General features: G+C 54.3%; 12 protein-coding genes. All 12 read right to left on the bottom strand.

From position 1 onward, the window contains the following. Positions 1-39: 39 nt before the first annotated feature. Complete coding sequence (ybgE, locus tag A6U95_RS24990) at positions 40-336, bottom strand: cyd operon protein YbgE (protein ID WP_024529346.1); 297 nt, start codon at positions 334-336, stop codon at positions 40-42. Next, entirely contained in the window at positions 336-449 is a 114-nt protein-coding gene (cydX, locus tag A6U95_RS24985; RefSeq protein WP_021805265.1) for a cytochrome bd-I oxidase subunit CydX, read from the bottom strand. Before cydX ends, ybgE begins: the two co-directional genes overlap by 1 nt. A 17-nt stretch (positions 450-466) precedes the next feature. Continuing rightward, positions 467-1,606 (bottom strand): cytochrome d ubiquinol oxidase subunit II, encoded by a 1,140-nt coding sequence (gene cydB / locus A6U95_RS24980; RefSeq protein WP_065686442.1) that lies wholly within the window; start codon positions 1,604-1,606, stop codon positions 467-469. A 15-nt stretch (positions 1,607-1,621) separates the two neighbouring features. Continuing rightward, entirely contained in the window at positions 1,622-3,190 is a 1,569-nt protein-coding gene (gene cydA / locus A6U95_RS24975) for a cytochrome ubiquinol oxidase subunit I (RefSeq protein WP_065686441.1), read from the bottom strand. Positions 3,191-3,954: 764 nt separating this feature from the next. After that, complete coding sequence (sucD, locus tag A6U95_RS24970) at positions 3,955-4,827, bottom strand: succinate--CoA ligase subunit alpha (RefSeq protein ID WP_024483143.1); 873 nt, start codon at positions 4,825-4,827, stop codon at positions 3,955-3,957. Next, on the bottom strand, positions 4,827-5,993 hold the full coding sequence (sucC, locus tag A6U95_RS24965; protein ID WP_065686440.1) for an ADP-forming succinate--CoA ligase subunit beta: 1,167 nt from the start codon (positions 5,991-5,993) through the stop codon (positions 4,827-4,829). Before sucC ends, sucD begins: the two co-directional genes overlap by 1 nt. Positions 5,994-6,112: 119 nt before the next feature. Further along, positions 6,113-7,330, bottom strand: a complete 1,218-nt coding sequence (odhB, locus tag A6U95_RS24960; RefSeq protein ID WP_065686439.1) for a 2-oxoglutarate dehydrogenase complex dihydrolipoyllysine-residue succinyltransferase — start codon at positions 7,328-7,330, stop codon at positions 6,113-6,115. 10 nt (positions 7,331-7,340) lie between these two features. Further along, complete coding sequence (sucA, locus tag A6U95_RS24955; RefSeq protein WP_024483146.1) at positions 7,341-10,157, bottom strand: 2-oxoglutarate dehydrogenase E1 component; 2,817 nt, start codon at positions 10,155-10,157, stop codon at positions 7,341-7,343. A 256-nt stretch (positions 10,158-10,413) separates the two neighbouring features. Continuing rightward, positions 10,414-11,130, bottom strand: a complete 717-nt coding sequence (locus tag A6U95_RS24950; protein WP_021805271.1) for a succinate dehydrogenase iron-sulfur subunit — start codon at positions 11,128-11,130, stop codon at positions 10,414-10,416. Between the two features lie 16 nt (positions 11,131-11,146). Continuing rightward, positions 11,147-12,913 carry a succinate dehydrogenase flavoprotein subunit gene (gene sdhA, locus A6U95_RS24945; protein ID WP_024529344.1) on the bottom strand — a complete coding sequence of 589 codons (1,767 nt, stop codon included), beginning with the start codon at positions 12,911-12,913 and terminating at the stop codon, positions 11,147-11,149. Beyond that, on the bottom strand, positions 12,914-13,261 hold the full coding sequence (gene sdhD, locus A6U95_RS24940; RefSeq protein ID WP_021805273.1) for a succinate dehydrogenase membrane anchor subunit: 348 nt from the start codon (positions 13,259-13,261) through the stop codon (positions 12,914-12,916). Beyond that, positions 13,255-13,644, bottom strand: a complete 390-nt coding sequence (sdhC, locus tag A6U95_RS24935; protein WP_024483149.1) for a succinate dehydrogenase cytochrome b556 subunit — start codon at positions 13,642-13,644, stop codon at positions 13,255-13,257. The genes sdhD and sdhC overlap by 7 nt, the downstream gene beginning before the upstream one ends. Positions 13,645-13,961 lie beyond the last annotated feature (317 nt).

Here is a 13,961-nt window from a genome sequence, read left to right as displayed (position 1 = left end):
GGGCCTGAACGGCCCATAACAGGGGGGATGCGTAATAGATTATAAAGAAACGTAAAGTAATCCTGCGGCCAGGATCACAATTGCAGGTAATGGCGCGAAAAATGCACGCCAAAACGTGCTCTGATGCCGAAAGCCGACACCGTGAATGATGCCCGCACATACCGCCCAGATCAGCAAGATGCCCTGCCAGATCTCTAACGAGCTGGTACGTGCTGCAAAACGGCTAGGATCCCAGAAGATACATCCCGCCAAAATCACCGCCAACACCAATGAAAGGGCCCGAACCGGGCCCTTGTCGGTGATAGCGTACAGCTTATCCACCAGTGACGAACTCATCACTTACCGTCTTGCTGCGCTTTTGAATCTTCACTGTGCTCAAGCGCCAGCGCCGTGATGATACCGAAGGCACAGGCAAGAAGCGTTCCGAGGATCCAGGCAAAATACCACATGGTTTAGCTCCTTTTGCTTAGTACAGCGAATGCTTATTTTTTTCGATGAAGTTCTTATCCAGGCGACCAAACATTTTGTAGTACGCCCAAGCGGTGTACGCCAGAACGATTGGCACGAAGATAATGGCAACAACGGTCATCACCTGCAGCGTGAACAGGCTGGAAGTCGCATCCCACATGGTCAGGCTGACGTTAGGCACGGTGCTGGACGGCATAACGAACGGGAACATGGTTACCCCAGCCGTCAGGATCACACAGGCAATCGTCAGTGATGAACTCAGGAACGCCATCGCAGCTTTGTCCAAACGGGCAAACAGGATAGTGAACAGTGGCAGAACCACGCCCAACGCCGGCAGTGCCCACAGGATTGGATACTTGTTGAAGTTGATCAACCAGGCACCCGCCTGATGAGCGACTTCTTTACGCAGTGGGTTGGATTCCGCTGCCGTATCCAGTGCTGAGGTGATCACGAAACCGTCGATACCTTTCACCAGCCAGATACCCGCCAACAGGAAGCATACGCCCATCACCAGCGCAGAAATCTGCGCCGCAGCGCGTGAGCGCAGGTGAATCTCGGCAGTGGTACGCATCTGCAGGTAGGTTGCCCCCTGGGTCACCAGCATGGTCAGGCTGACAATACCGGCCAGCAAACCAAACGGGTTCAACAGTTGGAAGAAGTTGCCGGTATAGAACAGACGCAGATATTCATCGATATGGAACGGTACGCCCTGTAACAGGTTACCGAACGCCACGCCGAATACCACCGCAGGCACGAAGCTACCGACAAAGATGCCCCAGTCCCACATGTTACGCCAGGTGCTGTTTTCCAGCTTCGAGCGGTAGTCAAAACCGACCGGGCGGAAGAACAAGGCAGCCAGCACCAGGATCATGGCCACATAGAAACCAGAAAACGCGGCAGCGTAGACCATTGGCCAGGCGGCGAACAATGCGCCACCGGCGGTAATCAGCCATACCTGGTTACCGTCCCAGTGCGGGGCAATGGCGTTGATCATTACCCGGCGCTCGGTATCGGTTTTACCGATGATGCGCATCAGAATACCGACACCCATATCGAAACCATCGGTGACGGCGAAACCGATCAGCAGGACGCCAACCAGGAGCCACCAGATAAATCGCAGAACTTCGTAATCAAACATATCTTGGACTCCTGTTTAGCGCGCTTCCTGCACGGCGGCAGTCGGTTGTTCAAAGTGGTAGCGGCCAGTTTTCAGGCTGCTTGGACCCAGACGTGCAAACTTGAACATCAGGTACATTTCAGCCACCAGGAACAGGGTGTACAAGCCGCATATCAGCCCCATCGAGAACAGAATGTCGCCTGCGGTCAGCGAAGAGGTGGCGACTGCGGTTGGCAGTACCTCACCTATCGCCCACGGCTGACGGCCATACTCCGCCACGAACCAGCCCGCTTCAACGGCAATCCAAGGTAATGGCAGGCCGAACAGCGCAGCACGAAGCAGCCATTTCTTCTGACCGATACGACCACGTACTACGCTCAAGAATGACAGGCCGATAATAAACAGCATCAGCACACCACAGGCCACCATGATACGGAAGGCGAAGTACAGTGGAGCAACGCGCGGAATAGAATCTTTGGTTGCCTGCTGGATCTGCGCTTCCGTTGCGTCGGTGACGTTTTCGGTATAGCGCTTGAGCAGCATGCCGTAGCCAAGATCCTGTTTGGTATCGTTGAATGCGGTACGCACTGCAGGATCGGTATTACCGCCACGCAGCTCTTCCAGCAGTTGGTAAGCCTTCATACCGTTACGGATACGCACCTGGTGCTGTGCCATCAGATCGCGCAGGCCGATAACCGGGGTGTCGATAGAACGGGTAGCAATCAGGCCGAGCGCCCAAGGAATTTGAATCGCGAAGGAGTTCTCCATTTTCTCCTGGTTCGGAATACCGAACAGGGTAAATGCGGCCGGAGCCGGTTGAGTTTCCCATTCGGCTTCAATGGCAGCCAGTTTGGTTTTCTGCACGTCCCCCATTTCGTAACCGGATTCATCACCCAGCACGATAACGGAAAGGATTGCAGCCATACCGAAGCTGGCAGCAATGGCGAACGAACGCTTGGCAAAAGCAACGTCACGCCCTTTCAGCAGATAGTAAGAGCTGATACCCAGCACGAACATCGCGCCGGTGGTGTAGCCAGAAGCTACGGTGTGAACGAACTTCACCTGTGCAACCGGGTTGAAGACCAGCTCGGAGAAGCTGAGCATCTCCATACGCATGGTTTCAAAGTTGAAATCGGAAGCGATTGGGTTTTGCATCCAGCCGTTGGCGACCAGGATCCACAACGCAGACAGGTTTGAGCCGAGGGCAACAAACCAGGTGACCGTCATGTGCTGGATCTTGCTCAGGCGATCCCAGCCGAAGAAGAACAGCCCGACCAGCGTCGATTCCAGGAAGAACGCCATCAGACCTTCGATAGCCAGCGGGGCCCCGAAGATGTCACCGACGTAATGAGAGAAGTACGACCAGTTGGTCCCGAACTGGAACTCCATGGTCAACCCGGTGGCCACACCCAGAGCAAAGTTGATTGCAAATAACTTGCCCCAGAATTTGGTCATATCTTTATAAATTTGTTTGCCGGACAGCACATATACGGTTTCCATAATTGCCAGCAAAAACGCCATACCCAGCGTTAATGGGACAAATAGGAAGTGGTACATCGCCGTTAAAGCAAACTGTAAGCGCGACAGTTCGACAATATCAAACATCTTGACTCCTTGCTCCTCGCAGGAAGACTCCGACTTGCGGTTATCGGTATTACTCCCGAAAGAGTAGCCGGTAACGCCCCGCAGTGAATGCCCTTAAACACAACAAAATTTGATCCAGCCTCTCCGCTTTCAACCGTACGTTCAGAGCCAGACCACCAGGGGGCGGGAGCAAAACGCACCAATGAAAACCGACAGCGGGTAACAAATGCAACAAGATCAACCATCCATAATTACACAATGGCATGATACTCGCCAAAGCCCATACAATAAATAGGTATTTGCGTGACGCAGGTTGGACTTTTGGCTACAGGTCAAAAATCAGCCTAAATAGGTAGCTAGGCCTATATTGATCTAAAACAATTTAAGCCTATCTGCATATTATTGCTAGGCTCATTACACATTTTACTGTAATTTCCCAGCGCCTATGTTAAGCAATGGTTTAATTGTTTTTTATTGATATATTTGTGTTAAATAAATGTAATTTAAAATACCCCCAATTGTATTACTTCAGCATTACCATTCGATAGATATTAACTTTTTATTTTCAATGGCGATTGCAGTGAGTTAACTCACAAATCTGCTTTTTGCTAAGTAATCATAGACCATGTTGCGAGGTTGATCCCAGAACCTGCAAATACTGAGTGGTCAGCTCGCACCTCCTGCAACAATGCCTTGCAAAACCCCCTTCCCTCTCAGTGACATATAAAAAAAGGCCGCCCAAAGGCGGCCAAACATGTCGAGATATTATTATTTGCTATAGGGTACTAACGATTCAGGATCGCCTTCACTGCGTCACCGATATCAGCCAGGCTGCGTACGGTTTTCACCCCTGCCGCTTCCAGAGCCGCGAACTTCTCATCCGCAGTCCCTTTGCCGCCGGCAATGATGGCGCCAGCATGGCCCATACGCTTGCCTTTAGGTGCAGTGACACCGGCGATATAGCCCACCACCGGCTTGGTGACGTGCTCTTTGATATAGGCCGCCGCTTCTTCTTCCGCGCTGCCGCCAATCTCACCGATCATGACGATGGCTTCGGTCTGCGGATCTTCCTGGAACAACTTCAGGATATCGATAAAGTTGGAACCCGGGATCGGGTCACCACCGATACCGACGCAGGTAGACTGCCCCAGACCGGCGTCAGTGGTTTGTTTTACCGCTTCATAGGTCAGGGTACCTGAACGGGAAACGATGCCCACCTTGCCTGGCAGGTGGATATGGCCAGGCATGATACCGATCTTGCATTCGCCTGGAGTGATTACACCTGGGCAGTTCGGGCCGATCATGCGTACACCGGCTTCATCCAGCTTCACTTTCACGGTCAGCATATCCAGAGTTGGGATACCTTCGGTGATGGTGATGATCAGTTTGATGCCTGCATCGATGGCTTCCAGAATGGAGTCTTTGCAGAATGGCGCTGGCACGTAGATAACAGACGCGGTAGCGCCAGTTGCTTCAACCGCTTCACGCACGGTATTGAACACAGGCAGACCCAGGTGCTGAGTACCGCCTTTACCTGGAGTCACGCCACCAACCATTTTGGTGCCGTAAGCGATAGCTTGTTCGGAGTGGAAGGTCCCTTGGCTACCGGTGAAACCCTGGCAGATTACTTTGGTGTTCTTATCGATTAAAATGGACATTATTTACCCTCCACTGCCGCAACAACTTGCTGAGCCGCATCAGTCAGGCTGGTCGCAGCAATGATATTCAAACCGCTGTCCGCCAGTTTCTTGGCGCCCAGTTCGGCGTTGTTCCCTTCCAAGCGCACGACGACCGGGACGTTAACGCCCACTTCGGCTACCGCGCCAATGATACCGTCGGCGATCAGATCGCAACGCACGATGCCACCGAAGATGTTAACCAGTACCGCTTTCACCTTGTCGTCAGACAGGATGATTTTGAAGGCTTCGGTCACACGCTCTTTGGTTGCGCCACCGCCCACATCCAGGAAGTTGGCTGGTTCGCCACCGTGCAGTTTCACGATGTCCATGGTACCCATCGCCAGACCGGCACCGTTCACCATGCAACCGATGTTACCGTCGAGGGCAACATAGTTCAGTTCCCACTGGGCCGCACGGGATTCACGCTCATCTTCCTGAGAAGGGTCACGCATTTCACGCAGTTCGGACTGGCGGAACAGCGCGTTGCCATCGGCACCCAGCTTACCATCCAGGCAGATCAGATCGCCCTGCTTGGTCACGACCAGCGGGTTGATCTCAACCATCGCCAGATCGCGCGCCAGGAACAGCGTTGCCAGACCCATAAAAATTTTGGCAAACTGGCCGACTTGCTTGCCGGTCAGGCCCAGTTTGAATGCCAGCTCACGCCCCTGGTAAGGCTGTGGGCCTGCCAGTGGGTCGATGGTCATTTTGTGGATCAGTTCCGGGGTCTCTTCCGCAACTTTCTCAATTTCAACGCCGCCTTCGGTGGAAGCCATAAACACTACGCGACGGCTGGCACGGTCAACTACCGCCCCCAGATACAGCTCTTTATCGATGTCGGTGGCCGCTTCTACCAGGATCTGGTGAACCGGCTGGCCCAGCGCATCGGTCTGGTAGGTCACCAGGCGTTTACCCAGCCAGGCTTCGGCAAAAGCACGGATATCTTCTTTGCTGTTAACGACTTTAACGCCACCAGCTTTACCACGGCCGCCAGCATGAACCTGACATTTTACCACCCACGGGCCGGAGCCGATTTTAGATGCGGCTTCTTCTGCTTCACGCGGAGTGGTACAGGCGTAACCGGTTGGTGCTGGCATGCCATACCGAGCAAACAGCTGTTTTGCCTGATATTCGTGTAAATTCATGATGTTCTATCCATTCAGGTCAGAAAGTTTTAGCCGGGTCACTTTCGCGGTATTCCGCATGACTTATCGGCCACATAGCACAGGGTGTGGGCGCGGCAAAAACCGCGCCCATGCAGGGATTAAACGTCCAGCAGCAGACGAGCCGGATCTTCCAGCATGTCTTTCACCGTCACCAGATAACTCACCGACTCTTTGCCATCGATCAGACGATGATCGTAAGACAGAGCCAGATACATCATCGGCTGGATCACAACCTGACCATTGACCGCCATTGGGCGATCCTTGATGGCGTGCATACCCAGGATGGCGCTCTGCGGTGGGTTGATAATCGGGGTAGACATCAATGAACCGAAGACGCCGCCGTTGGTAATGGTGAAGTTACCGCCGGTCAGCTCTTCCACGGTCAATTTGCCGTCACGGCCTTTGATTGCCAGCTCTTTGATTTTCTTCTCGATGTCCGCCATGCTCATGGAGTCGACGTCACGCAGTACCGGGGTTACCAGGCCACGTGGAGTCGATACCGCAATGCTGATATCGAAGTAGTTGTGGTAAACCACGTCGCTACCGTCGATAGAGGCATTCACTTCCGGGAAGCGTTTCAGCGCTTCGACTACCGCTTTGATGTAGAAGGACATAAAGCCCAGACGTACACCGTGGCGTTTTTCGAAGGCTTCGCCGTACTGCTTGCGCAGATCCATGATCGGCTGCATGTTGATTTCGTTGAAGGTGGTCAGCATCGCGGTGCTGTTCTTCGCTTCCAACAGGCGCTCGGCCACGCGTTTGCGCAGGCGGGTCATAGGAACACGTTTTTCGCTACGGCCGCCCAAGGCTGGCTGAGGTGCCGCCGCTGGGGCTGCAGCAGCCGGTGCCGCTTTCTTGCTGGCAGCCAGGTGCGCTTCTACGTCTTCACGCGTGATACGTCCACCCACGCCGCTGCCTTTGATGGCGGCAGCATCGAGATCGTGCTCGGCAATCAGGCGGCGGATCGCCGGGCTGAGTGCGTCGTTGTTCTCTTCTTCCAGGCTGGCGGTTGCACGCTGTGCCGGAGTTGATTCAACGCTCTGAGCTTTCACTTCGGTCGGCTTGCCAGAGCTGTCACCCTGACGGATACGCCCGAGAAGCTGACGTGAAGTGACGGTTGCGCCTTCGTCTTCCAGGATCGCTTCCAGTACACCGGCTTCGCTGGCTGGCACTTCCAATACAACTTTGTCGGTTTCAATTTCAACCAGCACTTCGTCACGCTGAACGGTGTCACCCGGTTTTTTATGCCAGGTGGCGACGGTCGCATCGGCAACGGATTCAGGGAGGTCAGGAACCAGAATATCTACGCTACTCATTAGCTTTCCTTTAAATTTTTTCTTCAATATTCAGCGCGTCATTCACCAGAGCCTGTTGCTGCTTCTGGTGTACGGACATATAACCCACCGCCGGAGAGGCAGAGGCTGGACGTCCTGCGTAACGTAAAGAGGCCCCAAACGGGATCACTTCACGGAAATTGTGTTGGCTGCAATACCAGGCGCCCTGGTTCAACGGCTCTTCCTGACACCAGACGAAATCATGCACGTGGGCATACTGTTCCAATACCGCCTGCACGGCCTGATGCGGGAACGGATACAGCTGCTCGATACGTACGATGGCCACGTCTTTCTGGTCGTTCTTGCGGCGTTGCTCCAGCAGATCGTAATAAACCTTACCAGAACACAGCACCACGCGTTTCACCGCTTTGGCATCCAGCTCGTCAATTTCGCCGATGGCCGGTTGGAAGGTGCCGTTTGCCAGTTCTTCCAGGGAAGAGACTGCCAGCGGATGACGCAGCAAGGACTTCGGTGACATCACCACCAGCGGACGGCGCATACCGCGCAACGCCTGACGGCGCAGCATGTGGTAGACCTGTGCCGGAGTGGATGGGATGCACACCTGCATGTTCTGTTCTGCACACAGCTGCAGGTAACGTTCCAGACGCGCAGAGGAGTGCTCTGGGCCCTGGCCTTCGTAACCGTGCGGCAGCAGCATCACCAGGCCACACATACGGCCCCACTTCTGCTCACCGGAGCTGATGAACTGGTCGATCACTACCTGAGCACCGTTGGCAAAGTCACCAAACTGCGCTTCCCAGATGGTCAGGGTGCGCGGCTCTGCGGTGGCGTAGCCATATTCAAATGCCAGAACGGCTTCTTCAGACAGCACTGAGTCCCAGACTTTGAATTCGCCCTGACCGCTGTGGATATTAGCCAGCGGGACATAGACAGAACCATTTTTCTGGTTGTGCACCACCGCATGACGGTGGAAGAAGGTGCCACGGCCAGCATCTTCACCGGAAATACGGATCGGGATGCCTTCATCAGCCATTGTGGCGTAAGCCAGCGTTTCCGCTGCGCCCCAGTCGAACGGTTTGTTGCCTGCGGCCATCTCGGCACGATCGCCGTAGATTTTCGCGACGCGCGACTGCATTTCGATCGCTTCCGGTACGCTGCTGATGCGGCGAGCCAGTTCCTGCAGGCGCTTCATCTCAACCTTGCTTGGGTACTCTTCGTCCCACTCATGGTTCAGGTATGGCGACCAGGTAAAGGAGTGCAGGTTCATCGGACGCCACTCTTCAACCACGCAGTCACCGCGATCGAGAGCATCGCGATACAGGTTGACCATTTCCGTGGCATCTTCCAGGCTGGCAACCTTCTGTTCGGTCAGCACGTCAGCGTAGAGCTTGCGTGGCGTTGGGTGTTTCTTGATCTTCTGGTACATCACCGGCTGGGTAGCACTTGGCTCATCGGCCTCGTTATGCCCATGGCGACGGTAGCAGACCAGATCGATCATCACGTCACGTTTAAAGGTGTTACGGAAATCCAACGCCAGACGGGTGACAAAGGCCACCGCTTCCGGATCATCGGCATTCACGTGGAAGATAGGAGCCTGCACCATCTTGGCAATATCGGTACAGTATTGGGTGGAACGCGCGTCCAACGGGTTGGAAGTAGTGAAACCAACCTGGTTGTTGATGACGATACGCACCGTACCGCCAACTTCATAACCGCGAGCCTGCGACATGTTCAGGGTTTCCTGAACCACGCCCTGCCCGGTGATTGCCGCGTCACCATGAATGGTGATTGGCAGCACCATGTTGCTGCGCGCTTCGTCCAGACGGTCGCGGCGGGCACGTACAGACCCCATGACAACCGGGCTGACGATTTCCAGGTGCGACGGGTTAAACGCCAGCGCCAGGTGAACCATACCGCCTTCGGTTTCCACGTCGGAAGAGAAGCCCTGGTGATATTTCACGTCACCGGTGCCCAGGTGTTCTTTATGTTTGCCGGCAAACTCGTCGAACAGGTCAGCCGGTTTTTTACCCAGCACGTTGATCAACACGTTCAGACGGCCACGGTGGGCCATACCCAGCACCACTTCACGCGTGCCGTTTTTGCCCGCGTGACGCACCATTTCTTTCAGCATCGGCACCAACGCGTCGCCACCTTCCAGCGAGAAGCGTTTGGCCCCAGGGAATTTGGCACCCAGGTAACGCTCCAGCCCTTCGGCAGCCGTCAGTTCGCTCAGGAAACGGCGTTTCTCATCGGTGGTGAAGCTGGCACGCCCCGCGACCGATTCAATGCGCTGCTGGATCCAGCGTTTCTCTTCGGTGTTGGTGATGTGCATATACTCGGCACCGATCGAACCGCAGTAGGTCTGCTTCAGCGCCGCGTACAGATCGCTAAGCTTCATGGTTTCTTTGCCGATGGCAAAAGAACCCACGTTGAAGGTTTCCTGGAAGTCGGCTTCGGTCAGGTTGTGGTACGCCGGATCGAGATCGGGAACGCGCTCCTGTTTCCACAGATCTAACGGGTCGAGGTTGGCGTGCTGATGCCCACGGAAGCGGAAGGCGTTGATCAGCTGCAATACCTTGACCTGCTTGGCATCGGTTTCAGGATCGTTGATGGTGGTGTTATAACGAGCAGAATCTTTCGCCAGGCGGCGGAAGTAATCTCGCGTTTGGGAGTGGAGCTGATCGGGTTTGACACCCGCAGTTGGTAGTTGCTGGAAAATGGAACGCCAACTATCTTCAACGGAGCTCGGATCGGTTAAAAAGTCTTCATAGAGCTGCTCTATGTAGGACTGGTTCGCGCCCGCCAGATAGGAGGAATCCAGCCAGGCCTTCATTGCGCCGTTCTGCATTTTGATCCCTTAAGCTTTAAAGCTTCAGTTTTCGCCGTGGTTAACATAATTACCGTAATGGTACGCTTAACGGTTCACTAGACGTGCTTATACCTAAGTGCACGTTCTGTTTTGGACCTTGCGGCCCCTTACAAGGAACCTCTAAAAACCGGCGGGACAAACCTGATTGCCTTTAACCACAATCACGGGTCAGTTTTTAGAGATCCCCTCTTGGGATGTGCGCCGGTAAAGCCCCCGGCGCAGCATCTCGTTCTGTTTATGCGCCGCGTTGCAGCAGCATAGACTTGATATGACCAATTGCACGGGTCGGATTCAAGCCCTTAGGACATACACTGACACAATTCATAATGCTATGGCAGCGGAAAACACTGAAAGCGTCGTTCAGATCGTCCAATCGTGCTTCAGTTTCCGTATCACGGCTGTCGATCAGGAAGCGGTACGCCGCTAACAGACCGGCCGGGCCAACAAACTTGTCAGGATTCCACCAGAACGATGGGCAAGAGGTGGAGCAACAGGCACAGAGAATACATTCGTACAATCCATCCAGTTTTTCCCGCTGATCCGGCGTTTGCAGGTGCTCACGCGCCGGAGGATTCTTGCCATCATTAATCAGGAACGGCTTGATCTTTTCATACTGGGTATAGAACTGCCCCATATCCACCACCAGATCGCGCACCACCGGTAAACCCGGCAGCGGGCGGATCACAATCTTGTTGTTGCCTTTACGCAACGACGAGACCGGGGTGATACAGGCCAGACCGTTCTTACCGTTCATATTGATGCCGTCTGAACCGCACACGCCTTCACGGCAAGAGCGGCGGAAAGATAAGGTCGGGTCCTTTTCTTTCAGCTGGATCAACGCATCCAGCAGCATCATGTCACGGCCTTCTTCCGCTTCCAGGCTGTAGTCCTGCATATGCGGGGCGCTATCGACATCCGGATTGTAGCGATAGATAGAGAATTCAAGTTTCATCAATCGAGCTCCGCAATTAGTAAGAACGCACTTTCGGCGGGAATGCCGCGCGCAGCTTCGGTTGCATGTTCACTTCACGACGCGTCATGCTTTCCGATTGCGGCAGATACAGCGAATGGCACAGCCAGTTGGCATCGTCACGCTCCGGGAAGTCGAAGCGGCTATGCGCGCCACGGCTCTCGGTACGGAAGTTGGCCGACACGGCGGTGGAATACGCGGTCTCCATCAGGTTATCCAACTCCAGGCATTCGATGCGCTGGGTGTTGAATTCGCTGGAGGTATCATCCAGGCGTGCGTTCTTCAGTCGTTCACGGATCACTTTCAGCTCTTCCAAGCCTTTCGCCATCGCATCACCTTCGCGGAACACCGAGAAGTTATGCTGCATACAGGATTGCAGTGCCTTACGGATCTCCACCGGATCTTCACCAGAACGGGTGTTATTCCAACGGTTCAGACGATCCAGCGAAGCTTCGACGTCCGATTCACTGGCTTCGCGGCTTTCGCCCTGCTCTGCCAACGACTCTTGCAGGTGCATACCGGCAGAGCGACCAAATACCACCAGATCCAGCAACGAGTTGCCACCCAGACGGTTGGCGCCGTGTACCGATACGCAGGCAATTTCGCCTACCGCGAACAGACCCGGGATCACCACGTCTTCGCCTTTCTCGTTCACGGTCAGCGCCTGGCCGGTCACTTTGGTCGGAATACCGCCCATCATATAGTGGCAGGTAGGAATGACCGGGATCGGCTCTTTCACCGGATCGACGTGGGCGAAGGTACGGGACAGCTCAAGAATACCCGGCAGACGGGACTCCAGCACTTCTTTGCCCAGGTGATCCAGCTTCAGCTTGGCATGTGGGCCCCATGGACCGTCACAGCCGCGGCCTTCACGGATCTCAATCATGATCGAACGTGCCACAACGTCACGGCCCGCCAGATCTTTGGCATTTGGCGCATAACGTTCCATGAAACGTTCGCCATGTTTGTTCAGCAGGTAACCACCTTCACCGCGACAACCTTCGGTGACCAGTACGCCAGCCCCGGCAATACCGGTTGGGTGGAACTGCCACATTTCCATATCCTGCACCGGTACACCGGCACGCAGCGCCATACCGACACCGTCACCGGTATTGATGTGGGCGTTGGTGGTGGATTGGTAAATACGGCCTGCCCCACCGGTAGCCAGAATGGTTGCCTTGGCTTTGAAGTACACAACTTCACCGGTTTCAATACAGATAGCGGTGGTACCGACTACCGCACCATCCTGGTTTTTCACCAGATCCAGCGCATACCACTCGGAGAAGATGGTGGTGTGGTTTTTCAGGTTCTGCTGATAAAGGGTGTGCAACAACGCGTGACCGGTACGGTCTGCCGCAGCAGCGGTACGGGCCGCCTGCTCGCCACCAAAGTTCAGTGACTGGCCGCCAAACGGGCGTTGATAAATGCGGCCATCGTCCAGACGGGAGAACGGCAGGCCCATGTGTTCCAGTTCCAGAATCGCTTCCGGGCCGGTTTTACACATATATTCAATGGCGTCCTGGTCACCGATATAGTCGGAACCCTTCACCGTGTCGTACATATGCCATTCCCAGTTGTCTTCGTGGTTATTGCCCAAGGCTACGGTAATGCCGCCTTGTGCAGACACGGTATGGGAACGGGTCGGGAATACTTTGGAAAGCAGGGCACAGGTTGAGCCCGCCTGGGAAATCTGCAGCGCCGCGCGCATACCTGCGCCACCCGCACCGATAACAACTGCATCAAACTCTCTGATTGGCAGTTTCATTTATGCACCCCACACTACGATTGTTCCGTACAGTAAATAGACCAGCAACGTGACAACAATCGCCAGTTGCAGCACCAGGCGTAACGCCAGTGGCTTGATATAGTCCGTCAGCACCTGCCACATTCCCACCCAGGCATGAACCAGGATCGACAGCAATGTCAGCAAGGTGAATACTTTCGTAATGGAGGTGGCGAAGAAGCCGCGCCAGATTTCATAGGTGATGTCCGGAGCCGTAACCACGAAGCCCAGGATATAGAGAACATACAGGGTGATGACGATAGCGGAAGCACGCAGTAACAACCAGTCGTGTACGCCGTTACGTCCTAATGCAGAAACGTTGCTTACCATACGAGGACTCCAGCCAGAATTGACAGCACGACGGTCAGACCGAACGCCACCTGGGCAGAACGGGTACCTGCGGCTAAACTCTCTTCGATATAGCCAAAATCCATTAACAAGTGACGAATGCCACCGCAAATGTGATAGGCCAACGCGGTGAGGATCCCCCAGAAAATGAATTTCACGAAGAAGCTATTCATGATGGCGGCAGCGTGCAGGAAGCCCTCTTGAGAAGAGAGAGAGATACCCAGCAGCCAGAGGAGAATGCCCACGGCAACGAAAGTAATTACGCCAGAGACTCGGTGTAAGATGGACGCTATCGCAGTTACAGGAAACCGGATCGTTTGCAGATCCAGATTGACAGGTCTTTGTTTTTTCACGGTTTTGCCCACACAGCTCTTATTATTTTCCTTCCTCCGGACCTGGGTGGGGATCAGACAGCGTCCAAGAGTTTTCACTCTTACACCTCACGCGCTCAAACATCGACATCCTAGTGCTTAAACGGCGCGTAGTGATAACGCTGGGTGCTCCTACTTCAGGGTAATCCGGAGACCTGGCGGCAGTATAGGAGGTTCACATTCTTATTACAATTCCCATACAATCCCTTTGGTCACATTTCCCCAGAACAGTGATTTAGATCACGATTATTACATTTAGCACTAAATTAATTATCTGATTTGACAAGAGATCAACATTTCCATTACAAATA

This window comes from Serratia sp. 14-2641 (assembly GCF_001692375.1).
GTDB lineage: Bacteria > Pseudomonadota > Gammaproteobacteria > Enterobacterales > Enterobacteriaceae > Chania > Chania fonticola_C.
Note: the sequence above shows the minus strand (reverse complement) of the source record. Positions and strands in the feature narration are given on the sequence as shown.

Excerpts from the sequence above, each read along its gene's own strand:
- ybgE (WP_024529346.1), bottom strand. The coding sequence starts at position 336 with ATGAGTTCGTCACTGGTGGATAAGCTGTACGCTATCACCGACAAGGGC.
- cydX (WP_021805265.1), bottom strand. The coding sequence starts at position 449 with ATGTGGTATTTTGCCTGGATCCTCGGAACGCTTCTTGCCTGTGCCTTC.
- cydB (WP_065686442.1), bottom strand. The coding sequence starts at position 1,606 with ATGTTTGATTACGAAGTTCTGCGATTTATCTGGTGGCTCCTGGTTGGC.
- cydA (WP_065686441.1), bottom strand. The coding sequence starts at position 3,190 with ATGTTTGATATTGTCGAACTGTCGCGCTTACAGTTTGCTTTAACGGCG.
- sucD (WP_024483143.1), bottom strand. The coding sequence starts at position 4,827 with ATGTCCATTTTAATCGATAAGAACACCAAAGTAATCTGCCAGGGTTTC.
- sucC (WP_065686440.1), bottom strand. The coding sequence starts at position 5,993 with ATGAATTTACACGAATATCAGGCAAAACAGCTGTTTGCTCGGTATGGC.
- odhB (WP_065686439.1), bottom strand. The coding sequence starts at position 7,330 with ATGAGTAGCGTAGATATTCTGGTTCCTGACCTCCCTGAATCCGTTGCC.
- sucA (WP_024483146.1), bottom strand. The coding sequence starts at position 10,157 with ATGCAGAACGGCGCAATGAAGGCCTGGCTGGATTCCTCCTATCTGGCG.
- A6U95_RS24950 (WP_021805271.1), bottom strand. The coding sequence starts at position 11,130 with ATGAAACTTGAATTCTCTATCTATCGCTACAATCCGGATGTCGATAGC.
- sdhA (WP_024529344.1), bottom strand. The coding sequence starts at position 12,913 with ATGAAACTGCCAATCAGAGAGTTTGATGCAGTTGTTATCGGTGCGGGT.
- sdhD (WP_021805273.1), bottom strand. The coding sequence starts at position 13,261 with ATGGTAAGCAACGTTTCTGCATTAGGACGTAACGGCGTACACGACTGG.